The organism is Sphingomonas sp. OTU376 (assembly GCF_038440415.1).
Lineage (GTDB): Bacteria > Pseudomonadota > Alphaproteobacteria > Sphingomonadales > Sphingomonadaceae > Sphingomonas > Sphingomonas kyeonggiensis_A.
In genome coordinates, this window is sequence record NZ_JASATQ010000009.1 from 35,462 (window position 1) to 56,574 (window position 21,113).

24 protein-coding genes are annotated in these 21,113 nt (G+C 64.2%); 21 read left to right on the forward strand and 3 right to left on the reverse strand.

Annotation, left to right across the window (positions count from 1 at the left end):
* Window positions 1-50 precede the first annotated feature (50 nt).
* Genes AAHM44_RS06035 through AAHM44_RS06050 form a run of 4 tightly spaced genes read left to right on the forward strand, consistent with a single transcriptional unit; the run spans window position 51 to window position 3,564 of the window.
* Window positions 51-515, forward strand: coding sequence for a hypothetical protein (locus tag AAHM44_RS06035; RefSeq protein WP_342249366.1), 465 nt, complete (start codon window positions 51-53; stop codon window positions 513-515).
* Complete coding sequence (locus tag AAHM44_RS06040) at window positions 515-1,948, forward strand: replicative DNA helicase (RefSeq protein ID WP_342249367.1); 1,434 nt, start codon at window positions 515-517, stop codon at window positions 1,946-1,948. Before AAHM44_RS06035 ends, AAHM44_RS06040 begins: the two co-directional genes overlap by 1 nt.
* Entirely contained in the window at window positions 1,948-2,706 is a 759-nt protein-coding gene (locus tag AAHM44_RS06045; protein WP_342249368.1) for a DUF1376 domain-containing protein, read from the forward strand. The genes AAHM44_RS06040 and AAHM44_RS06045 overlap by 1 nt, the downstream gene beginning before the upstream one ends.
* Window positions 2,707-3,564, forward strand: a complete 858-nt coding sequence (locus AAHM44_RS06050; RefSeq protein WP_342249369.1) for a hypothetical protein — start codon at window positions 2,707-2,709, stop codon at window positions 3,562-3,564.
* Between the two features lie 132 nt (window positions 3,565-3,696).
* Here the strand turns inward: AAHM44_RS06050 and AAHM44_RS06055 are convergent, their stop codons facing one another.
* Both AAHM44_RS06055 and AAHM44_RS06060 read right to left on the reverse strand, forming a co-directional pair.
* Window positions 3,697-4,038 (reverse strand): hypothetical protein, encoded by a 342-nt coding sequence (locus AAHM44_RS06055; protein ID WP_342249370.1) that lies wholly within the window; start codon window positions 4,036-4,038, stop codon window positions 3,697-3,699.
* A 638-nt stretch (window positions 4,039-4,676) separates the two neighbouring features.
* Complete coding sequence (locus tag AAHM44_RS06060; RefSeq protein ID WP_342249371.1) at window positions 4,677-4,868, reverse strand: hypothetical protein; 192 nt, start codon at window positions 4,866-4,868, stop codon at window positions 4,677-4,679.
* Between the two features lie 348 nt (window positions 4,869-5,216).
* Between AAHM44_RS06060 and AAHM44_RS06065 the strand changes: the two genes are divergently transcribed.
* Genes AAHM44_RS06065 through AAHM44_RS06145 form a run of 17 tightly spaced genes read left to right on the forward strand, consistent with a single transcriptional unit; the run spans window position 5,217 to window position 20,196 of the window.
* Complete coding sequence (locus tag AAHM44_RS06065; protein WP_342249372.1) at window positions 5,217-5,777, forward strand: terminase; 561 nt, start codon at window positions 5,217-5,219, stop codon at window positions 5,775-5,777.
* A 31-nt stretch (window positions 5,778-5,808) separates the two neighbouring features.
* Window positions 5,809-7,680, forward strand: coding sequence for a phage terminase large subunit family protein (locus AAHM44_RS06070; protein ID WP_342249373.1), 1,872 nt, complete (start codon window positions 5,809-5,811; stop codon window positions 7,678-7,680).
* Between the two features lie 2 nt (window positions 7,681-7,682).
* The gene (locus AAHM44_RS06075; protein ID WP_342249374.1) at window positions 7,683-7,898 is read left to right on the forward strand and encodes a phage head-tail joining protein; all 216 of its coding nucleotides are present in this window, start codon (window positions 7,683-7,685) and stop codon (window positions 7,896-7,898) included.
* 44 nt (window positions 7,899-7,942) lie between these two features.
* Window positions 7,943-9,442, forward strand: a complete 1,500-nt coding sequence (locus AAHM44_RS06080) for a phage portal protein (RefSeq protein WP_446745960.1) — start codon at window positions 7,943-7,945, stop codon at window positions 9,440-9,442.
* Complete coding sequence (locus AAHM44_RS06085) at window positions 9,443-11,614, forward strand: ClpP-like prohead protease/major capsid protein fusion protein (RefSeq protein WP_342249375.1); 2,172 nt, start codon at window positions 9,443-9,445, stop codon at window positions 11,612-11,614.
* 59 nt (window positions 11,615-11,673) lie between these two features.
* Window positions 11,674-11,988, forward strand: coding sequence for a hypothetical protein (locus AAHM44_RS06090; protein ID WP_342249376.1), 315 nt, complete (start codon window positions 11,674-11,676; stop codon window positions 11,986-11,988).
* Window positions 11,985-12,317, forward strand: coding sequence for a DUF2190 family protein (locus AAHM44_RS06095; protein ID WP_342249377.1), 333 nt, complete (start codon window positions 11,985-11,987; stop codon window positions 12,315-12,317). The genes AAHM44_RS06090 and AAHM44_RS06095 overlap by 4 nt, the downstream gene beginning before the upstream one ends.
* 59 nt (window positions 12,318-12,376) lie before the next feature.
* Window positions 12,377-12,718 carry a head-tail joining protein gene (locus AAHM44_RS06100; protein ID WP_342249378.1) on the forward strand — a complete coding sequence of 114 codons (342 nt, stop codon included), beginning with the start codon at window positions 12,377-12,379 and terminating at the stop codon, window positions 12,716-12,718.
* Window positions 12,718-13,353: a DUF6441 family protein gene (locus AAHM44_RS06105; protein ID WP_342249379.1), complete on the forward strand. Its 636-nt coding sequence runs from the start codon at window positions 12,718-12,720 to the stop codon at window positions 13,351-13,353. Before AAHM44_RS06100 ends, AAHM44_RS06105 begins: the two co-directional genes overlap by 1 nt.
* On the forward strand, window positions 13,350-13,772 hold the full coding sequence (locus tag AAHM44_RS06110) for a hypothetical protein (protein ID WP_342249380.1): 423 nt from the start codon (window positions 13,350-13,352) through the stop codon (window positions 13,770-13,772). Before AAHM44_RS06105 ends, AAHM44_RS06110 begins: the two co-directional genes overlap by 4 nt.
* Window positions 13,773-13,783: 11 nt before the next feature.
* Window positions 13,784-14,749: a phage tail tube protein gene (locus tag AAHM44_RS06115; protein ID WP_342249381.1), complete on the forward strand. Its 966-nt coding sequence runs from the start codon at window positions 13,784-13,786 to the stop codon at window positions 14,747-14,749.
* Entirely contained in the window at window positions 14,749-15,330 is a 582-nt protein-coding gene (locus AAHM44_RS06120) for a hypothetical protein (RefSeq protein ID WP_342249382.1), read from the forward strand. The genes AAHM44_RS06115 and AAHM44_RS06120 overlap by 1 nt, the downstream gene beginning before the upstream one ends.
* Before the next feature lie 32 nt (window positions 15,331-15,362).
* Complete coding sequence (locus tag AAHM44_RS06125) at window positions 15,363-15,509, forward strand: DUF7697 family protein (protein WP_342249383.1); 147 nt, start codon at window positions 15,363-15,365, stop codon at window positions 15,507-15,509.
* A gap of 11 nt (window positions 15,510-15,520) precedes the next feature.
* Window positions 15,521-18,499, forward strand: a complete 2,979-nt coding sequence (locus AAHM44_RS06130; protein ID WP_342249384.1) for a hypothetical protein — start codon at window positions 15,521-15,523, stop codon at window positions 18,497-18,499.
* Window position 18,500: 1 nt separating this feature from the next.
* Window positions 18,501-19,097: a hypothetical protein gene (locus AAHM44_RS06135; RefSeq protein WP_342249385.1), complete on the forward strand. Its 597-nt coding sequence runs from the start codon at window positions 18,501-18,503 to the stop codon at window positions 19,095-19,097.
* 2 nt (window positions 19,098-19,099) lie between these two features.
* Window positions 19,100-19,750: a hypothetical protein gene (locus AAHM44_RS06140; RefSeq protein ID WP_342249386.1), complete on the forward strand. Its 651-nt coding sequence runs from the start codon at window positions 19,100-19,102 to the stop codon at window positions 19,748-19,750.
* On the forward strand, window positions 19,747-20,196 hold the full coding sequence (locus AAHM44_RS06145; protein WP_342249387.1) for a DUF6950 family protein: 450 nt from the start codon (window positions 19,747-19,749) through the stop codon (window positions 20,194-20,196). The genes AAHM44_RS06140 and AAHM44_RS06145 overlap by 4 nt, the downstream gene beginning before the upstream one ends.
* A gap of 66 nt (window positions 20,197-20,262) precedes the next feature.
* On the opposite strand, the gene AAHM44_RS06150 is transcribed toward AAHM44_RS06145, so the two are convergent.
* Complete coding sequence (locus AAHM44_RS06150) at window positions 20,263-20,619, reverse strand: hypothetical protein (protein ID WP_342249388.1); 357 nt, start codon at window positions 20,617-20,619, stop codon at window positions 20,263-20,265.
* Window positions 20,620-21,113: the final 494 nt, after the last annotated feature.

Below are 21,113 nucleotides of genomic sequence, written 5' to 3' on the forward strand. Positions count from 1 at the left end.
CAGGATTTCATCCCCGGCAGCGACGAACGCCGGAGAATCGGGGTGATGTCGTGAACGCACCGTTCCACGGGCGCAGGCGTACGCTCACCGCGTCTGGTGCAGTCGATGCGCAGAACGCGATCCTGACCGCGATCAAGACGGAAGACGGTGCGACTTGGGCGGACATTGGCCGCGTCCTCGGCAAGTCCGAGGACCGCGCCGCCGCCTACGCCAACACTGCGGCAGCCATCGATCTCCCGACGTTCCTCGCCGGCTGCCATGAATGGGGCGGTCGGTTCGCCGACCCGTTGCTCAGCCTGGCAGGCGGTAAGTGGGCCGAAGCCGGGGCGTATTGCACGAGCGATGAGAAGGCTGCCCTCACCCTCGCCTCACTTCTTCCCGCGATCATCGAGGTTGAGGCGGATGCCCTGACCGAAGCGCGCGAACTGGTGCCGCATGAGACACTGATCCGCCGCGTCCACACGCTTACCGCGATGTGGCTGGAGATGATCGCCAGCGAGCGAGGCGCCAACTGATGACCCGTCAGAAGATGCTTCGCCCGGCCCCTGATTATCCCGCGGAACTCCTCACGGAAGACGGTGAGCTGGGGATGCTTGCGATGCTGCTCACCGATAACCGCCGCGTCGACCAGGTCGCGGATATCCTGCGCGCCGAGGACTTCTCCGTCCCATATCTCGGGAGGATATACGGTCGCGTGTGCGAACTCGTCACCGCGGGGCAGCAGGCAAACCCGATCACCCTGAAGCCGCTACTCGAACAGGACGTGGCGTGGGAATCTTCCGGCGGCACGGCGATGCTTGCCCAGCTGACCGGCGGCTCCGCCGCCGCTTTCATGCTGGTGAAGGCGAAAGATCAAGCTGCCGTCATCACCGAACGGGCAGCCCGCCGGCGCCTCGTTGCCACTGCTCGCGAGATTATCGGCACCGCCTCGGACCCAGATCGCTCTGTTTCGCAGCTGGTTGACGACGTTGATGCCGCCTTGGTCGCATCGATCGAGAAGCGCGAGGCCAGCACCGACGATACGCTCTACACGAGCATCGGCCGCGCCCTCGACCGTATCGAACAGATCAAAGCCAACGACGGACGCATCGGTGCCACCTCGGGCATAGCTGATCTCGACGACCTTCTTGGCGGGGTTGAGCCCGGGCAACTCATCATCGTTGGCGCGCGCCCAGGGATGGGAAAGACGGCTTTGGCGTGCAGCCTGGCGACCGGCTACGGAAGCCGCGGCCACGGCGTCCAGTTCTTCAGCCTGGAAATGCGGAGCGAGGAACTGGGCATGCGCATGGTCTCCGACCTGTGCTGCCGGGGCGTTGGCCAATGGATCCCGTTCAAGTCGATCGTGAACGGTGACGTCACCGGCGAGCAATTCCGGCAGCTGCGTGCTGCTCGCGACGAGTTCCGCGCCCTTCCTGTGCGCATCCGTGACTTCAGCGCGGCAACGCTGGCGCGGCTCTCCCTGTCAGTACGGCGTGCGAAGCGGCAGATGGCAGCAAAGGGAGGAAAGCTCGAGGTTGTCATCGTCGATTACCTGCAGCTCCTCCACGCCGATAATCCGGGGGCATCCGCCTACGAGGCTGTCTCGCAGATCAGTCGGGGCCTGAAGGCGCTGGCGAAGGAGCTGGAGGTCGCGGTGATCGCGCTCGCCCAGCTAAGCCGGGCCGTCGAGCAGCGCGAGGACAAGCGCCCCCAGCTCTCCGACCTTCGTGACAGCGGCCAGATCGAACAGGACGCCGATGCGGTGCTCTTCCTCTATCGAGAGGAGTATTATCTTGAACGAGCCAAACCCAAGGCCGGCAACGAAGACCTGCACGAGCGCGCCAAGAGCGATGCAGCTGGCCTCATGACCCTGATCCTCGCGAAGCGCCGCAACGGCCGCGTCGGCAACGCGACCTGCCAGTATCTCGCCGCCTACCAGGCGGTACGGTCGTTCGACTGGGGGCGGTGATGAGCGCACGCCACTACCACAAGCGGTACCATAGCGATGCACTGGCAGGCTTCATGTCGCTCAACCTGGAGGAGCGCGGCGCCTACCAGACGCTCCTCGACATGATCTACGATCGCGGAGGCCCGATCCAGGATAATGAGCGCCTGATCGCTGGGTATATGGGATGCACCGTCCGGAAGTGGCGTAGCTTGCGCGACGACCTGATCGCCAAGGGGAAAATCCAGCTCACCGACAACGGCGAGATCACCAATCTCCGCGCGGAAAAAGAAATCGAAAATCAGCTGAAAACGAGCCGAAAACACGCTGAAAACGGATCGAACGGTGGCCGAGTTCGCGCCGAAAAGTCAGAAAAACCCAATAAAAACAATCAAGGCGCTCAAGCCGGGCTTAAGCCAGAAGCAAGCCATACCAGATACCAGATACCAGAAAGAATAGAAGATAAGTCAGAATCCAGAACCGCGCGCGCGCCCGAGCCGCCGAGCGAATTCGAGCTGCGATGTCGTGCTGTGGCTGAAATCATCGGGCTCACCCGGCCCATTGGCCCCGCCGACCGCGACGTGATGCGTGGCTGGCTCGACGCCGGCTTCAACTTCGACTGGCACATCGTCGAGGGCGCCAAGGCCATAGCGGCCCGGGAACACGGTCGCGGCAATGCCATCACCGGGTTCAAATACCTCGACGGCGGGGTGCGCGATTACCACGAGGCCTGGCTCCGGGAGAGCGAGCATCTCAAATCGATAGCGAAGAGGACTCACTGAGTGAGCGCGAACCGAAAAGCCGGACAGAAAATGCTGGCGAGCGTGGCAGCGCACGTGCCGCCCAGGACGATCGCGCAAGAGCGGATGGGCCCCACGCCCGAGCAGCGCCGGCATGGCAACTACCAGCTTGGCGACGTGATCGACAAAGCCGAAAACGGCGTCGCGATCAAAGTCGGCAAGGCCTATCGACGCGAGCCGTTGTTCGAAACGCTGGCCAAGGATTCGCGTTCGGGCATCGGCGGCGATGCACTGCGGGCGCTTCGCTACTACCGTGCCCGGTTTGAAGAGACTGACAAGTCGCTGACCCGCTGCGCGCTCGATGTTCAGGGACGCGGCGGCGGCGCTTCGGCGCCGCTACCGCGCGGCGTGGATTCACAAATGGTCGTCGGGATCAGCGCGAACCGGACGCTCGAACGCCTCGACCAGGCGCTGGGGTCTGTGGTCGACACGATGCGCGGCGTTGCCATTGAAGATCGGAGCTATTCCGAGCTGGCTATCGCGCGCTGGGGAAGCCGAAAGCAGAGCTGGATCCAGCAGCCCGCGGGCAAGCGGAACGGTGCCAAGGCGGCGTTCGTCGAGAAGATCGTGCCGAAGTCGGGCCGTCATCGAGAGATCATCCGCCAGGAGTTCCTGCTAGGGCTCAAGCGTCTGGTGGAAGCTGTGCGGATCATGACCAGCAACCCGGCCGAGATTTTGCGACAACCATTGCCTACTGCGGAGGTAGTCTCAGAAAAAGAACCCCGCTTTGATCGAACGCAGGCAGGCCAGGCGCAGGTAGACCCTGAGTTCCTTAATGAGCAAGGCCTCCTCCGCGAGTGGAACGAAATCGCGAGAATCATTCGAGACCGTTGTACATGAAATTGCCCATGAAACGGGTGGCGAGTGCGCGGTAAGCATGAGCGGGCCAGAAATGGCGAACCATCTGCACCGACAGCCGCGCCTGCCTCACCGCGGCACTCGGGCTGCGACTGGGCTGACACTGGATGCCATTCAAGTTTGACGCCTATCCGGACGAGCAAGCAACCAGAATACGGTAGCGACGACCGCGCCGGCACCGATCATGACCGCCATCACTGGGTAAAGGGAAGAAAGAGGTTGCGATGTCTGACTTATTAAAGCTGGACCGGCGATGATGACCAGCACCGGCAAGACAGCCGAAATGGCGCCGGCAAAAATATAGTGGAAAATGCTACACCAAGACAACCTGGTAAGAACCAGGTGTATAGGCACACCCACAATTGCCGAGGCAATATATGAAACTACAGCAATTGCTCTAGCCGACCAAAATCCCTCCCAAGGATCACCTTGGGCAACCGCGATGAAAAATACCACTGCCGCTGGCGTGATAGGGGCTATTAGAAATCCTTTTAGAGCTCTGTTCATAATATAACCTCGCGGCCTGATAACACCTGATCCCTCTTTAACATGTAACGGGCATTCCCATGGTTTTAACGCAAGGTGCCGGTTGATTTGGATCAGAGGGCCTCATGCTTGACCATTGCCACACGCCGTTGATCGATCCGCGGAACGGAGACCAATCCGACTGGAGCACTCCATTCCCCTCACCATAGTTTTGGATAGTCGACGTCCCATCGGGATTAGGCGTAACATCACGAACAACCACCCCATTTCCTAATGGGTGCCCAGGCAAAGCGCTCACGAAGATTTATACGATATCGGCTTAAACGTCGGTCGCGAGGCTTGCGCCGGGGCAGCAGATATGGCACCTCTAATGTCATTGGAACTGCGCCCGCACCGCAAGGTGGCCGGGCGCTTTTGTTATTCTCTTTTACAAAGAGACTTCGCCAAGCCCAACCGCGCGGAGCTCTGGCTCAGTTTAGCGTTTGAAAAGGCGTGACAGCCAGCGCAGCGCAGCCCTGTCCGAGCGCCTTTGCTGCTCGCGACGCCTGACCAGTCGCAAGGCTCTCGCGATCTGCATTTCGACGGCCTGATCCCGCGATCTCTCGCGCTTACGAGAGACCATGGCCGTTCATAAGCTGCGGCTTTGGACTGGATGCGATCAGGGCCTGGAGCTTGCGCTCATATGCGCGGGCAAACTCGGTATGGGCGCGATAGCTGGATGGATCGCTGGCATGCTCTGCCTTGTCGCGCTCCTCCTCTATTCTCCTGCTAAGATATTCGATCTCCTTCTCGGTCGTCATCTCGAGCTCCATGCGCCCCCGGTGCTCAGTCCAATCATACAACTGGATTGCAGTGCCAACCGTAACTTAAGTTAATCGCTAAGCCGTTGCAGAGCATGTGTCTCGGCTGGGCGTGATTCATATTCCGATCAACGCGCTCCAAATACCACCACGAGCGACCTGCCCGGGGGTCTGGACGGTAATCCATCAGCGACACACCCACTCCCTTGGGTCCTTCCAGGACCCGAGGGTAATGCGGGGGGCGAAGGCGCAGACAATTTCTAGGCACAAGATCGCCTATACTTCTTCCTCCTTGGGCTAGAAATCGGCGGTTTTCTGCAGGTTTGCGGTCAGTCAGGCAGGGAACTGGTGGAAATCAACCTCGACGAGCCCACTCGGCCCCAGCTCGCCGCCCTGTTCGGCAAATCCAGCCGCTGGATCGGCGAACTTCGCTCAAAGGGAGAGCTTCCGGATGACGGTGCTTCCTGGGCCGAGAACCTCGAGATGTGGATCGACCGGCATCTACCCGAGCAGGGCGGCGCTGCCGATGGGCTCGACCTTGATCGCGAGCGTGCGCGTCTGGCGAAAGAGCAGGCAGATTCCAAGGAGATGGACAACGCAGAGCGCCGGGGCGAACTCGTATCGCGGCCCGACATCACCCTCGCCTTCGCGAGCGTGATCGCTCTCGCTGTGTCCCGGCTGCAACTCGTCCCCGACGTCGTCGCGAAAGGCGATAGCAAGCTCCGCCAACGGATCGAGACCGCGATGAACGACGCGCTCGAGGAGTTGAGCATGGCGCGCGTTGAGGAATCGATGGGCGGGGGCGTTGATGAGGAAGACGACCTCGAAGCCCCGGAAGGTCTCGGCAACACCGCCGCCCCTGAAGCCGATCCAGGCCCGAAGCGCAGAAGTCGCCGAAGCGGTTCGTGAATGCCTAGCGGCCTTCAAGCCCAGGCGGCGCATGCCGCTTTCCGCATGGATGGCAGAAAACTCGCGGCTCGACGACGGTAGCAAATTCCGCGCGTTCCCGTTCCAGAACGAGATCGCCGACGCCTTCACCGACCCGGAAACCGCGCAGATCTCGGTCTGCAAGAGCAGCCGCATCGGCTATTCGACGATCGTCCAGGGCTACGTCGGTTACAGCATAAGCGCCGATCCCCGCCGCCTGCTGATCTATCAGCCCACGATCGACGACGCGGAGAATTACAGCAAGGACGACCTGGAGCCCGTCCTGCAATGGCCAGCTGTTCGGAAGGTTGCGACTTTCAAGCCTCGCCACCGCGACAACCAGATCCGCGCCAAGCGATTCAAGGGTGGCTGGATCCAGATCAAGGGCGCGAACAGTCCGAAAGAATTCCGGCGCGTCACGGCCGACAGCGTGTTGCTCGAGGAGCCGGACGGCTATCCTTGGTCGGCAAAGGAAGAAGGCGACCCTGCCCGCCTCGCGTATAAGCGCAATCTGACTTCGCCGCGCCGGTTCAGTGCAGCCGGCTCCACCCCGAAGATTAAGGGATGGAGCCGCATCGATGCGCTGTTCGAACAGGGTACGCAGGAGCATCGGTACGTGCCGTGCCCGCATTGCGGCCACATGCAGATCCTGGTGTTCGGTGACGGCACCGGTGCCGGTATCCGCTGGGAGCCAAAGAAGAAGCCGACCCGCGCCTGGTACAAGTGCGAAAACAACTGTGACATCGACGAGGCCGATAAGCCGTGGATGGATGAGAACGGGGAATGGCGTGCCCATAACCCCGATGCCGGCCCCCGGCACCGTTCGTTCCATATCTGGGCAGCCTATAGCCAGTTCGCCGGCGCGTCCTGGCTGGAGATCGCGAAGGAATTCACGGAGGTCTACAAGGACCCCAACCTCCTCAAAACCTTCGTCAACCAGGTGCTCGGCCTAGCCTTCGCCGAGAAGGGCGAAGCTCCTGATTGGGAGCGGCTCTACGAGCGGCGCGAGGTGACGATGCAGCTCGGCGTACCGCCGGATTGGGCAGGAATTCTCGTCGGATCCGCGGACGTTCAGCGCGGAGGCGGCGGACGCATCGACCTCGATATCTGGGCATTCGGCCCGAACCGCGCCCGAGCGTTCGTTGAGCGCATCGAGGTCTTCGGACCGATCGCGAGCGCGGACACCTGGAAGAAGCTCGATGCAGTGGTCGCCCGCGAGTGGACCACCGCCAGCGGAAACCGGATGCGGCTCGCGCGCGTCGCCATCGACACCGGCGACGGTGAAAATACGATGGAGGTATACCGGTGGGCTCGCCGTCACCCCGGTTTCGTGATGGCGGTGAAGGGGCGCCAGAGCATCGCCGCACACCAGGCCATCGGCTCGCCGAACTGGCAGGACGTCACGGTCGGCGGGAAGAAAATCAAGAAGGGCGTCCAGCTGTGGAATGTCGGCACCTCCATGTTGAAGATGGAGCTGTTCGGCGCCCTCGGCCTCGACAAGCCGGTCGATGGCGAACCCTATCCCGACGGCTACGTGTACCTGCCCGACGGCACCTCTGACGAATGGATCAAGCAGCTGGTCGCGGAGGAGCTCCGCTTTCATCGGACGCGCGCCGGCGGGGTGCGGCGCGAGTGGCATAAGACCCGAGACCGAAACGAAGCGCTCGACAACGCGGTCTATGCGCGCGCCGTCGCGACCAGCCTCGGTGTCGATCGATGGACCGCGGCGCACTGGAAGAAAATCCGGGGCGAAGCGCCCAAGCCGGCGAAGCAACCTGCGCCGCAGCCATCCGCCGAGAATCCTCCGCCCAAGTCGGCGGCATCGCCCAGGTCGGCACCGCGCAAGCGGCAGCGGCCGAACCCGTTCACGTCGCGAGGGAGATAGGTATGGCCTGGACGAACGCCGACCTCACGACCATCCGCGTGGCCATCGCCGCCGGCACGCGCAAGGTGACCTTCGCTGACGGTCGCTCCCACGAGTACCAGTCGCTCGATCAACTCATCGCGGCCGAGAAGGTGATCGCGGCAGCGCTGGTCATGCAGACCGCATCCGGCAGCGGTGTCCGTCGGCGCCGGGTGCCGTTCTACCAGAGCGGCCTGTAGCCGTGGCGCGCAGGAGCATCATCGACCGGCTGCTCGGCCGGAACATGCCGGCTGTCCCCGCCGAACCGGCGGCCAAGCGTATCCTGATGGGTCGTCCGCGCGCTCAGTATGACGGGGCGACGGAAGGGCAGCGCGCCGCAGGGTGGCGCCGCTCGATGAAGGACGCCAACGGCGAGCTAACGCCGCGTGCGCAGCGGCTGCTGCGTTCGACCGCCCGCGATCTGGTGCGTAACAACCCGTTTGCAGCGCGAGGACTGGCTTCGATCGCGGGCAACATCGTTGGCACCGGCATCACCTTCCAGGTGTACCGCAACGGTGTCGTGGATGATCGGCTGAATGCCATCGCCCGCGCCCACTTCGACACCACGGCATGCGACGCGGCTGGTCGGCATGATCTATATGGCCTGCAGCTTCAGGCGGCCCGCGCGATCGTCGAAGGCGGCGGTGCGATCCTCCGTCGCCGCTGGCGCCGGGTGACCGACCGGCTACCCGTGCCGTTCCAGCTGCAGGTCCTCGAGGCCGACTACATCGACCCAATGCGCCATGGCCCGATGGCTTCCGCACCCGGGGCAGTCGCCGGCTACTCTGTTTATGGTGTCCAGTTCAGCCCGATCGGCAAGCGGGAAGGCTATTGGCTCCATAATGCCCATCCGGGCAGCCTCGTAACGGGGAGGATGGGCTCCACTTTCGTATCGGCCGCCGACGTCGCGCATATCTTCCGTGCGGACCGGCCCGAGCAGGAGCATGGCGCGACCTGGTTCGCCTCGGTTATCGTCCGCATGAAGGACTTCGCCGACTTCGAGGACGCCGAGCTCACCCGCCAGAAGATCGCGTCGGCATTCGTCGGCGTAGTCACCGGCAATGACCCTGAGGCGCGCGTCCCCGGCATCGCATCCCCGGGTGACGAAGATTATGACGGCGTCGGTGCAGACAGCTCGGAGCGCGAGCAGCTCGATTATATAGAGCCGGGCACCTTCCAGTATGCGCGAGACGGTGAGTCGGTCACTTTCTCCACGCCGCCCAAGGCGGATGGCTATCCCGACTATTCCAAGGTTTCGATCCGCGCGATCTCTGTGGGGCTTGGCTTGCCATATGAGGAGCTGAGCGGCGACCTTTCGAACGTCAGCTTCATTTCGGGCCGCCTCGGTCGGCTGTCATTCCGCCGGGACATCGCCACCTGGCAGTGGCTCATGTTCATCCCGCAGTTCTGCGGATCGGTCGAGCGGTGGTTTCTCGACGGCCTGGAGGCTCTCGGCGAGGATGTCGCCGGTGTTCGCATGGAGTGGACGCCTCCACCGGTGGAGATGCTCGACCCATCGCAGGAAGTGCCGGCGATCCGCGATGCAATCCGCGCTGGGCTCTCCACGATCTCGGCGGAGGCCCGGAAGCGGGGTGAGGATCCGGACAAGTTCCTGTCGGAGTGGGCCGCTGACGCTCAGCGCCTCGATGCGCTTGGCCTCACCTTCGACAGCGACCCGCGCAAGGTCACCTCGGTCGGTAACGCCGTGACCCTCCCCAAGCCGGACAATGCGAAAGGCAAGTAGATGACGGAAGTCCTGATCTACGGGATTGTCGGCGACAGCTGGGACGGTCTCGATGCGGCGACGCTTGTGCCGCTCATTACCGAGGGCAACGACGACCTCGATATCCGGATCAACTCGCCGGGCGGTTACGTCATGGAGGGCCTGGCGATCTACAACGCCATGATCCGGGCGGCCGCCTCCGGTCGCAAGGTCACCACCCATATCGACGGCCTAGCAGCGTCGATGGCCTCGGTTATCGCCATGGCCGGCAGCGAAGTCATCATGGCGGACAACGCGCTCGTGATGATCCACAACCCCTGGGATTGTGCCTGCGGCGACGCCAACGAGTTGCGCCGCGCTGCAGACCAGCTCGACCGCCTCCGCGATCAGATCGTCGGCATCTACGCCAAGCGCACCGGCCTAGCAGCGGACGAACTCGTCGCGATGATGGACGAGGAGACGTGGTTCTCCGCGGCCGATGCGCTCGACAAGAAATTCATCACGTCGGTGTCGGAGGGCCTCACGGTCGCCGCGTCGAACGTCAAGCCATTCGGGTTCCGCAAGGCCCCCGATAGCCCGCTCATCACCGCGATGGCGATGGGCACCAAAAGGGCGCCCGCGCCCGCGCCTAAACCCAAGGACACGATCATGAACCTTTTCACGACCCGCGTGGCGCTGGTTGCCGCCATCGCTGCATTCATCCCGCCCGGTACGCCGGAAGAAATCAGCAAGATCCGCACCTCCGCAGTCGCGCTTGACGCGATGGATGCCCTGCCCGCCAGTGGCCCGCTCGCGCTCATTGCTGCCAACCCCATCGCCCCCGAGGCCACCGCCCCGGCAGCGCTCAGCACCACCGACGTGCAGAACGCTGTCGCGGCGGAGCGCACCCGCGTTTCGTCGATCCGCGCGCTGGGCAAGAAGCACGGCATCGCCGACGAATTCATCGACGAGCTTGTCGCTGGCGGCAGCGCCGTCGCGGCGGCCGGCGAGAAGATCCTCGACAAGCTCGCCGAGCGCGACGACGCTCAGGGCATCGGCCACAGCGGTCCGAGCGCCCGCATCACCAAGGACGAGCGCGACAAGTTCTCCGAAGGCGCTCAGAACTGGATCCTGGTGCGCGCCGGCGTGGCCAACTTGGTCGAGAAGGCCGCCAAGGCGCGCGGCGAGACCCTGAAGATCGACCCGGGCGAGTTCCGCGGCGTCAGCATGGTCGATCTCGCCCGTGAATCGCTGGTGCTGTCTGGCACGCGCATGACCTCGCGTGCGCCGCGCGAGATCATGGGCCAGGCCTTCACCGCCCGCAACGCGATCACCCAGGGCACCGGCGACTTCCCGCTGCTGCTCGAGCAGGCCCTGCACAAGGTGCTGATCGCGTCGTATCAGGTCACGCCGGACAAGTGGTCACGCTTCTGCGGCAAGACTACGGTCACCGACTTCCGCGCACACAACCTGTATCGCCGCGGCACTTTCGGAGTGCTGGACGCCGTCGATGAGAACGGCGAGTTCAAGCAGAAGCCGATTCCCGACGGTGCTCGCGAGCAGCTGATCGCGTCGACCAAGGGCAACATCATCACGATTTCGCGCCAGGCGATGATCAACGACGATCTCGGCGCGTTCTCCGACCTCGCGGTCGATCTCGGGCGGGCCGCCAAGCTCACCATCGAGGTCGATGTGTTCGCCTACATCAACTCGAACCCGAACACTGGCGACGGTCAGCAGTTCTTCTCGGCTGCGCACGGCAACCTGCGCGCTGCCGGCGGTCCGCCGACGGTTGCCGAGGTCGATGCGATGCGCCAGCTGATGGCGTCGCAGAAGGACATCAGTGGCAACGAGTTCCTCGAAATCGATCCGTCGATCTTCCTGGGGCCGCTGTCGCTGGGCGGTCAGGCGCGCGTTACCAATGGCAGCCAGTACGATCCGGATGCGGCCAACAAGCTGCAGCGCACCAATATCGCGCTCGGCATCTTCGACGACATTGTCGATACCGCGCGGCTCACGGGCACGCCCTGGTACACCTTCGCGGATCCGGGCGTCGCCCCGGCCATCGTCGTAGGATTCCTCGACGGCGTGGAGGAGCCGTTCCTCGACAGCGAGGAAGGCTGGAAGGTCGACGGGACGGAGCACAAGGTGCGCCTCGATTACGGCGTTGCCGGCGTAAACCCCGCCTCCGCCGCCAAAAACGCCGGCGCCTAAGCCCACCGTAACCGGCGGGGCGGCGCGGCGTGCCGCTCCCCCACATCGGGAGAATTCCCATGTCCAAGATCGTGATGCTCACCGTCGCAGCCGCCTACGTGAACGGCGTTATGCGACATCCGCACGAGGGGCCTCGGCACCTCGAGGATAGCGAGGCCGACCGCCTCATCAACGGCAAGGAGGCCGTCGACGTGACCTCCGATTTCACCGCCGAACAGCGCGAGACCATGCCGGTCGAGCCGACCGCCGCCGAACCGGTGCCGGCTGCTGTCCTGCTCGCAGCCGACGCCACCGACCACCAGGCCAACGTTCCGGCGACCGAGCCCGCTGCTGCGGGCGAGGCGCCGAAGTCGAAGAAGGAGACTTCCAAGTGAAGGGTTATATCCAGGACGGGGACACCCTCCCCTTCGTCGCGCCCTATGACGTCGCCGCGGGCGGCGGCGTGCTGGTCGGCGCAATCTTCCTCGTCGCCATCGCGGCGGTGCTCACCGGCAAGGGCGGCCAGGGCCGTCGCCGCGGCGTCATGGACATCGCCAAGACCACCGGCGAGGCATGGACCCAGGGGCAGAAGCTCTACTGGGACAACGCGGCCAAGAAACTGACCACCACGGCCGCCGGCAACACGCTGGTGGGCGCAGCGGCTCAGGTGCAAGCCGCCGGCGACGCCGTCGGGCGTGCGATGATCACCGGCCAGATCGCCTGATAGGCGAGTTCGCGGGCGGCGGGCCGATGCCTGCCGCCTGCACCCATCGGGAGGTGCGCATGGATCCGTTTCAGGCTGCCCTCGATGCCATTTTCAATGGGCCCGGCTCGCTGGCGGCATCCTATCAGCATTCGACCGGAGATTTTCCCACCATCCGTGTCTTGCTCGCGCGTCCCGATGAAGCCGCGACCTTTCGAGCATCTCGGATCGTCCAGGCAACCTATGAAGTCAGTGTCCGAAAATCAGAGATCTACGCCCCCATCGCGGGCGCCGAACTGACCATCCCCGGCCAGGAATTCCCGCAGGCTTCGGGGGTGATCACTGATCGGCTGCGTCTCACCGGTGATCCGATGATCGACGCGGAGGGGCTGACCTGGAATTGCGGCGCCGAGCCTATCTGATGCGCGTCACTGCCGGGTTCGGCGACCTCCGCCTCCTCGCCGACGATATCGAGGGCGATGTCGCCGGTGCCGCGACCGAGGCTATGCGGGAAACCACCTACAAAGCCCTCCTCACGCTCAGGCGCCAGGTGGTGTCGGCCGGCCTCGGCCAGCGCCTTGCGAACACCTGGCGCGATCGCGTCTATCCCGAGCGGCGGCGCAGCATGAACCCCAGCGGGTACATCTGGTCGAACGCCCCGGACATCATCGAAGCCTTCGGCCGGGGCGCCCAGATTGTGCCGCTTGCCGGTCGCCGATACCTCGCCATCCCCAGCGACAACGTGCCACGCCGCCGGGGCGCGAAGCGCATGACGCCGTTCGAGGTGGAGAACGCCTTCAACCAGGACCTCACCTTCCTGCGCGGCAAGAACGGGCGGGTCCTCGCCTTCATCGAGGCGGTGCGGTCCCGCAATCGCCGCGGCTATCGACCAGGTACCAAAGGGCGGCTGGCGCAGGGACGCCAGCTCGACCGCATCCTGATGTTCACGCTGGTCCCGACCATCCGCATGCCGAAGCTGCTCGATATCGACGATGTCGCTGCCAGCTGGGCGGCGAACTTCGAAGCTCGGTTCCTGTTTCGATTGGGGGCAAGATGAGCCGTCGCCTCGATGTCCTCTCCGCCCTCAAGGCCCTGATCGCCGCAGCGCTGCCAAACGCCGACGTGCTCGGCCTGGACAATGATGCGAGCCCGCCCGCGCGGATCTATCCCGGCGGCCGGGCAATCGTTCGCAGCGGCGACCCAGGCGAGCCCGATATCGACCTCTGTCCCCTCGCGTACAACTACGCCCACCGCGTGCCCATCGAACTGCTCGCCACCGACGAAGCGATGCTCGACACGATGCTAGTCGCGATCGGCAGCGCCGTGGAATCGGATCGCACCCTGGGCGGCCTTTGCGACTGGCTGGAGCCCATCGCGCCGGAGACCGACGAGATCGCCGCCGCCAATGCCGCTGCCCAGCGCGGCTGCGAACTCATGATTATCGCCAGTTACGTCACCACCAATCCCCTGACCTGAAGGAGTTCGTCATGGCTTTGACGCCCACCACTCGCGCCCGCGGCTCGAACGCCAAGGTCATCGGGTGCTTTGAAACCACCCCCGGCACTGTTCCCGCCAACAATGCCGGCTGGGGCACGATCCCGCTCGTCAGCCATTCGCTCGGCGAGGAGCGCCCGCTCATCGAGAGCGACCTGCTCGGCCAAGGCCGCGAGATGCAGGATCCGATCACGGACGTTGCCACCGATGACGGCGACATCGTCGTGCCGGTGGATGTGCGAAATTTCGGCCGGTGGCTGAAACTCTTCTTCGGCGCGCCGGTGACCACGGGCGACGCTGAGGATGGCTATGCCCACATCTTCACCTCTGGCGCTGCGGCGCTCCCTTCGATGTCGATCGAGGTGGGCTCGCCCGAGGTGCCCGCCTTCACCGTAAACCGGGGCGCCCGCGGCAATCAGTTGCGCATTTCCATGGCCCGCTCGGGCCTGCTCAACGCGACCTGCAGCCTGATCTGCATCGGCGAGACAGATCCGGTGAATGCCTCGGTTGGCCCGATGGGGCCCGCCGCGCTCGCGGTGACGCGCTTCGCCCAGGCCACTGGCTTCGTGAACAAGGACGGCGCCGCGCTCGGCAGCGTGGTTGCCGCCGACCTCACCTATTCGAACAACCTCGAGAAGGTGGAGACCATCCAGGCCGACGGCCGCATCGAGGACAGCGACCCGGGAATGGCGCAGATTTCCGGGTCGATCACGGTAAAGTTCGCCAATACCGCCCTTCTCGCTGCCGCGACCGCCGGGCTGCCCATCGACGTCGAGTTCGGCTGGACGAAGGGTGAGTTCTCGCTCGTATTCCGAGTCGAACGCCTGTTTCTCCCGAAAGCGAAGCGCCCGATCACTGGGCCGAACGGCATCCAGGCGCAGTTCAACTTTCAGGCGAGCGCGCCGGCGGGCGGGCACTGCTGCGTCGTGACGCTCGAAAACGACGTGGCGACCTACTGATGCTGGTTGCACCGCGAAAGGCCGCTGGGCCTGAATGGCTGAAGGTGATGGGGGCGGAGGTATTCTTCCTCCCCATCACGCGCTCCATGCTGCGACGCGCGCGGCGTGCCGCACTCAAGAAACTGGGGCGTGAGGGCGAAGCAGAAAGTGAGGCGGATGCTGCCGAGCAGCTTGAGGATCTCGGCGACGCGCTCAGCGAGGCCCTGATCATGGAGGGCGCTCGGGATTGGCGCGATGTCGCCGAGCAGGTTTTCGACGAAGACGGCGAGCCGGTGCTGGACGACGAGCGCAACCCGACCTTCAAGGCTTTGCCCTTCTCGACGGAAAGCTTGGCAATCATGCTGAGTGACCCGATCGTCTTCGAGGCCTTCGACCTCGCGTATGTTGTGCCGTTCGCGCAGCGCCAGCGCGCAAAAAACGGCTCCGCCGCCTCTCCGAATGGCATTGGGGAGGCGGCGACGCCGGCCAGCGTTACTGCCAACTCTCGTGCTCGGCGGCCGAAACCGGACGCTGCGAAGCCTGTCCGTACGAAGTCGAGGCCGCAGAAGGCGACGAAGAGGAAGTCGTCTGGGAAGTCCTGACCACCTGTGAGCGCCAGCTGCGCGTCGCTGGCATGGGCCAACCGTTCGCGCTCGACTTCGGCGCGGTGATCTCGGTCGGCTCCGCCCTTGGCGCCGATCTCGAGCTACTGGTCGAGGTGCTGCCCGATGCGGAGCGGTCGATCCTCGCCGCCCTCTCTGACGATGCCGACGCCGAATAGGAGGCCCGGACATGCCCCGTAACGTAGCGATCCGCCTCGGCACCGAGGGCAAGGCGCAAGTCCGCGCCGACCTGGACGAAATCGCCAACAGCGGGGACGCTGTGGCAAAGCGCTGGTCACGTTCGTTCGAGCGTGCCGGCGACGATGTCCAGGCCGCCATGCAGCGCCAGGCGAACGCCGCCGCGAAACTCGCAATGATCATGCCACAGTCGTCGATGCAGATGCGCATCAACGATGCCAACGGTACCGGCTTCGGGCAGTGGGAAGGGTCTGCCCGGCAGTCCGCTGCGGCATTCCGGGAGCTCTATGCCGAACAGGAGCGGCTCGAGGCGGGTGCCCGTGCGCTGCGCGCAGCGATCGACCCCGCCGTTGCCGCGCAGGACCGCTTCAATGCTGAGATGGCAGAGGCGCGCACGCTGATTGCCGCCGGCAAGATTTCACTCGACGAGTACGTCGCCAAACTTCGGATCGAACGCGCTGCGCTGAATGAGAGCGCCGAAGGGCACCGCCGCAACGGGACAGCGATGGCTGCGCTTGCGCCCCAGTTTCAAGATATCCTCACCCAGGCGAGCATGGGCGCGAACATCTTTCCGGTGCTCGCGATCCAGATCGGGCAAGCTGCCAGCCAAATGATCTACATGGAGGGCGCAGCCGGAAAGTTCGCGAGCGTGATGATGAGCCCCGTGGGTCTCGCCATTCAGGGCGGCCTGGTGTTGCTCGGCATGCTCACCAGCAGCCTCTTCGCCTCCGGCGACGCGTCGGACGATCTCAGCAAGCGGCAGGCCTCGCTTGCAAATGAACTCGACCGCACAACCGGCAAGGTCAAGGAGCAGGTTACCTGGCTATCCATCCTCGCCGGTGCGCGAGACGCGGAGGCGAAGGCCGCTGCGGCGAGGGATGGATATCAGGCCGCGCGGCGCAGCCTGCAGGTGAATGGCCAGAATGCAGGCCAGACGTTCGTGCCCGATGAGAACGGAGGCCACTGGGTCGACGGTGTTTCCGGGCGCGGCCGCGCCATCATCGATCGCGAGCTGGCGCGTTATAACGGCGGCTATGGTGGCGGTATCAACGCCGAGACGCTGGTCAGGAACCTCCAGGCCGCAGCGAAAAATGATCCCTCCATGAAGGAGGCTGTCGGCACGATCGAGCAGCTCGCCTTCAAGGTGAACGACGCTTCGAACAAGTCGAAAGACCTCCAGGTAACGCTGGCTCGGACCGCCGTGGCCATGGGCGCGGCCACCGAAGCCCAGCGTCGCCTCGTTGCCGCGACCACCGAAGGCACCGCCAACGACAAGGCGATGATCGAGGCCAAGGCGAAGCTGGCCGGCGCCACCACTGCGATGGACCGGGCGCAGGCCCAATACACGCTCTCGATCCGCGAAGCCGACCAGGCCTACGAGCGGAGCAACAAGACTGACGCCGACAAGGCCAAGCTGCTCGCCGCGCGGACGTCTGCGGAGCACGCGCTCAACGTCGCTCAGGATGCGAACCGCAAGGGCGGCGATCGCCATGCCCAGTCGTTGGGCCGTCAGGCCGCCGCGATGGAGGTCAGCGCCTCAGCGGCCCTCGATCTCGCGAAAGCCTACCTGGCCGGCGGCGATGCCGCGATCCGCGCCGAAGCAGCGCGCAAGGGCCTGACTGATGCCACCCGCAAGGGCATCGACGGAGACGCCCAGACGCAGCGGCAGCTCGACATCATGATCGGCGACCAGCTGGCGGACGGGGCCAAGTCGGTGGCGCAGCTGCGTGATGAGACTGCGGCGCGGCGTTCCGTCAACGCGCAGCTGCTCGCCGGCACCATGTCGGTCGATCAGATGAGCCGGGCTCTTTTGGACGAGGCCGCGCTCCGGCCCCTGCTCAAGCTGCAGACGCTGGCGCAGGGCGATGCGCTGAAGGTACTCACCGAGGTGATCGAGCAGTATAAGGCTGCGTTGGCAGAAGCACACGAAGAGGAAGCGGAGGGCGCTGCCTTCCAGTCGATCGAGGCGACCAAGCAGCGTGTGGCCGAGATCAAGGCGTCCATTCTGGATCTCAGCAAGTCGCCCGAGCAACAGGCGATCGCGGCCGCCCGCCGCGCGGCCAATGCGGAAGCAGACAGGGGAAAATTCAGCGATGACGACCGCAAGCTGCTGGTCGAGCAGCGTATCCTTGAGGCGGTCGCCACCTCGCGCGCCAACCAGGCCAAGTACATCATCGACGCGATGCGCGGGCAGCAGGACAGCATCGCGCTTGCCCAGCGCGAGCTGCAGCTTGCCGGTGCCAACGACAACTACCGGTCTGTGGAGCTGGAAAAACTCTCCAAGATCCTCGAGATCCGCCGCGACCTCCCCACCATGGCCCAGGCTGACATCGATGCCCAGCTGCGCGGCATTGAAGTTCTGGCAGGCCTTCACCACCAGATCGATCTCGCGAAGGCTTCGATGGAAGAGCTGCGCGGGTTCGGAGTGGACTTCGTCGACACGGTGCTGAGCGAGGACACTTGGTCGAGCTGGGGCAACGCCGGGAAGACCATCCTCAAGATGATCCAGGACGAGTTCATCAAGCTCGCCCTGCTCAACCCGCTCAAGAACCTGATCAACGGCAATGATGCCCTACCGACGGTCACCTCCCTGTTCAGCAGCGTCAGCAAGCTCTTTGGAGGCGGCGGGTCTGGCCTGAATCTGGTGCATGAGATCGGCCACAACGCGGCCGGCACTGAGTATTGGTCCGGCGGCATGTCGCTCGTCGGCGAGAATGGCCCGGAGATCGTCAGCATGCCGCGCGGCTCCGCGGTAACGCCGGCGGGTGAGACCCGCCGTCTGCTCAGCGCGGGTCAGCAGCCGGTCAAGGTGTTGGTCCAGGTGGCTGCGAACGACTATTTTGACGCGAAGGTTGCCAGCATCTCGGGTGCTCAATTGGAGGCGGCTGCGCCTCATATCGCAGCCGGCGCAGCCACGCTCGCTGGCGTGCAGCAGGCGCGCAAGGCGCGCCGTCGCCTGGTGGGAGGCTGACATGGCAATAGAGCTGCCTCAGCCGCGCCTTCCCAAGGTCGCGGTCCCCAGATTGCTCGACTGGGGGGCTGACCAGAAGGCTCCGCAGGGTGGCGCGTATCAGCGCCTCAATCGACTTGGGAATCGCTTCGCCCTCGATATTTCCTATCCCCGACTCAAGCCGGAGCCTGACGGCAGGATCCTCGCGAGTCGCCTTCGCCGGGCGAAGGCTGAGGGTGCACTATTTCCAGTTCCCCAGCCAGGGCTTTCGGTCGGCGCGCCCGGCAACCCGGTGGTCGATGGCACTGGGCAGGCAGGGTCGGCGATCCTGCTGCGCGGCTTTACGGCTGGTTACCAGGTGCGTGAGGGCCAGTTCTTCAGCATCATCCATGGTGGCCGGCGCTATCTGCACTGTGCGAGCGCAGACGCGGTAGCCGCCGGTGATGGCAAAGTAACCTTGAGCATCCACCCGATGTTGCGGGTGCAGCCGTCCAACGGAGCGATCTGCGAGTTCGCGAAGCCCTATATCGAGGGCATCGTCGGCGGCCAGAGCATCGACGTCGAGCTGAGCATCGCCAAGATGCAGGTGCCGACCATCACCATCACCGAGCGAGCCTGACCATGACCGCGCTCACACCCGCTCTCGACAGCGCCCTACGCGCCGACGCGCCGACCGTTTTCGGCGCGGTTTCGATCGACCTCCCCACCGCCCAGGTCAACCTGCTCGATGGTGCTGGCCTCCTTTCCTTCGGCGGCCGCACCTATGTCGGGGAGGACGCAACCTACGGGGTGCTTTCCGACGTCGAGGACATCACCGACGGGACCGGCGACAGCGCGCCAGCATTCTCGCTGACCATTCTGCCAAGCGGCGACGCCGCTGCCGCGGCGCTCGCCGCACCCGACATGCAGGGTTCTCAGGTGCGCGTCTGGTTCGGGGCAATCAATCCGCTTACCGGGTTGGTGATCCCTGACCCTCACCTGCTGTTTCTGGGGGAGCTGGACGTTCCGTCGCTGATCTCGTCCGGTGACGGCCGCCGGCTGGATTACGAGGTGGTCAGCGTCTTCGAGCGCCTGTTCGAGGATGATGAGAGCGCCCGCCTTTCGGACGGCTTCCACCGCAGCATCTTCCCGAACGAGTTTGGCCTCGAATACGTAACCGGCGTTGCGGAGCCGGTTTACTGGGGAGTGGCCGGCAACCCGTCGGCTGTGGTGCAGAACGCTTTCGGCAAGTTCTACAAATTCGAAGACGGCAGCCTCGAGTACCGCGAATGACAGACTCCCTCGTGCGCCGGCGTGATGCCGCGCAGCAGATCCTCGATGCCTGGAAGGCGAGGCCGCTCCGGCTGGGCACCAATGATTGCGTCCGGATGATCGCGGCGCACCTGCGGAAGCTCGGCTATAAGGTGAAGCTGCCGCCGTCAGGATCCTACCGCACCGTGGCGAGCGCGACTAAGGCGCTGCGGGCAGCGGGCTTCTCTTCGGTGGGCGCCGCGCTCGATGATTTAGGCCTGGAGCGGATCGCACCGGCGGCTGCCATCATCGGCGATATCCTGGAGTTGCCGGCAGTTGATGGCCTCGGGGCGTTTGCCATCGCGCTCGGGAACGGTCGCGCAGCAGCTTACCACGAAGACGTCGCTGGGGGCGTCCAGGTTATTCAGCCACTCGAATACGTAGACGCGTGGAGAGCTCCGCCGCGGAGCAAGGTCGTGAGCCCATAAACGACTGCTTTCGGCGTACCGGGTCAATCGGCTGATATTGGGTGGATTGCGGTCATTAGCGGTCGCTCACCCCAGCACGAAGGCGACCGCGCCTTCTGGTGACAGCCTGCTCCAGTAAAATCGCATTTTGTCTTGCAGCGCTGGAGTTTGAGCTAGAGTGCCGCGCAACTCTGCAGCCGCAAGATTTACCTTGATGCCAGCCCCTGCCGCTTCCTCCAAAGAGTGGAGCGCCAAAGCACTCAGAGCGCACTGTTCTTCTTCGTCGAGGTTTTCAGTTCGCAGGACACGCAGCATGTCGCCCAGCTTAGCCGGGTCGGCAAATTCTATCTCCCAATCTTGCTCATGGCCTGTAGCCGGCAGATCGAGCAGCCGGTTCAATCTTTCGACTGCGGCTACCGTGGGTCCATAGTATTCTGCGCTCATGCGACCGAATTAACGCTCAACACCATTTGCCGCAATGTCCGCTACTGGGGCGTTTTCAGCCCGACTGCTTTTGGATCGGCCGTTTCGCCGCCGAACGGCCGAAGATGGGTGGATCGCGGACATTGAGGATCGCCGCTTCCACGATGCAGCAGCCACATTATAACAAATGCGATGAGCCCTCTGTCCCGCTTTTACACCGCCACCTTTGGGCCATTTTTACTGATCCCGATCACTGTCCTGATTGGCGGCTATGACGATCGCATTGGGCAGCCTTTACTCTGGGCAACACTGGGAGTTTTTGCAGCCTCGACCATCTACCGGCAACTTCTCGCACGTTGCCCAACGTGCCGATGGAGGATTGCCTCCTTCGGCAAGCCGTTTGTGCGATCGCTCCCGCCTCGCCAATGTCCTCGGTGTGGTACTGACCTGAGCCGCGCGGCCTAATGTCCGCTTCTGGGGCGTGAGCCGCCGGGCGGCTTTAAATTCGGCCGGGC

What these genes read in the sequence shown, in the direction of transcription:
- AAHM44_RS06100 (WP_342249378.1), top strand. Translation starts at nt 12,377, where the DNA reads ATGGATCCGTTTCAGGCTGCCCTCGATGCCATTTTCAATGGGCCCGGC.
- AAHM44_RS06130 (WP_342249384.1), top strand. Translation starts at nt 15,521, where the DNA reads ATGCCCCGTAACGTAGCGATCCGCCTCGGCACCGAGGGCAAGGCGCAA.
- AAHM44_RS06120 (WP_342249382.1), top strand. Translation starts at nt 14,749, where the DNA reads ATGCTGGTTGCACCGCGAAAGGCCGCTGGGCCTGAATGGCTGAAGGTG.
- AAHM44_RS06070 (WP_342249373.1), top strand. Translation starts at nt 5,809, where the DNA reads ATGCCGCTTTCCGCATGGATGGCAGAAAACTCGCGGCTCGACGACGGT.
- AAHM44_RS06075 (WP_342249374.1), top strand. Translation starts at nt 7,683, where the DNA reads ATGGCCTGGACGAACGCCGACCTCACGACCATCCGCGTGGCCATCGCC.
- AAHM44_RS06105 (WP_342249379.1), top strand. Translation starts at nt 12,718, where the DNA reads ATGCGCGTCACTGCCGGGTTCGGCGACCTCCGCCTCCTCGCCGACGAT.
- AAHM44_RS06045 (WP_342249368.1), top strand. Translation starts at nt 1,948, where the DNA reads ATGAGCGCACGCCACTACCACAAGCGGTACCATAGCGATGCACTGGCA.
- AAHM44_RS06125 (WP_342249383.1), top strand. Translation starts at nt 15,363, where the DNA reads ATGGGCCAACCGTTCGCGCTCGACTTCGGCGCGGTGATCTCGGTCGGC.
- AAHM44_RS06135 (WP_342249385.1), top strand. Translation starts at nt 18,501, where the DNA reads ATGGCAATAGAGCTGCCTCAGCCGCGCCTTCCCAAGGTCGCGGTCCCC.
- AAHM44_RS06060 (WP_342249371.1), bottom strand. Translation starts at nt 4,868, where the DNA reads ATGACGACCGAGAAGGAGATCGAATATCTTAGCAGGAGAATAGAGGAG.
- AAHM44_RS06140 (WP_342249386.1), top strand. Translation starts at nt 19,100, where the DNA reads ATGACCGCGCTCACACCCGCTCTCGACAGCGCCCTACGCGCCGACGCG.
- AAHM44_RS06080 (WP_446745960.1), top strand. Translation starts at nt 7,943, where the DNA reads ATGCCGGCTGTCCCCGCCGAACCGGCGGCCAAGCGTATCCTGATGGGT.
- AAHM44_RS06040 (WP_342249367.1), top strand. Translation starts at nt 515, where the DNA reads ATGACCCGTCAGAAGATGCTTCGCCCGGCCCCTGATTATCCCGCGGAA.
- AAHM44_RS06090 (WP_342249376.1), top strand. Translation starts at nt 11,674, where the DNA reads ATGTCCAAGATCGTGATGCTCACCGTCGCAGCCGCCTACGTGAACGGC.
- AAHM44_RS06115 (WP_342249381.1), top strand. Translation starts at nt 13,784, where the DNA reads ATGGCTTTGACGCCCACCACTCGCGCCCGCGGCTCGAACGCCAAGGTC.
- AAHM44_RS06145 (WP_342249387.1), top strand. Translation starts at nt 19,747, where the DNA reads ATGACAGACTCCCTCGTGCGCCGGCGTGATGCCGCGCAGCAGATCCTC.
- AAHM44_RS06150 (WP_342249388.1), bottom strand. Translation starts at nt 20,619, where the DNA reads ATGAGCGCAGAATACTATGGACCCACGGTAGCCGCAGTCGAAAGATTG.
- AAHM44_RS06110 (WP_342249380.1), top strand. Translation starts at nt 13,350, where the DNA reads ATGAGCCGTCGCCTCGATGTCCTCTCCGCCCTCAAGGCCCTGATCGCC.
- AAHM44_RS06085 (WP_342249375.1), top strand. Translation starts at nt 9,443, where the DNA reads ATGACGGAAGTCCTGATCTACGGGATTGTCGGCGACAGCTGGGACGGT.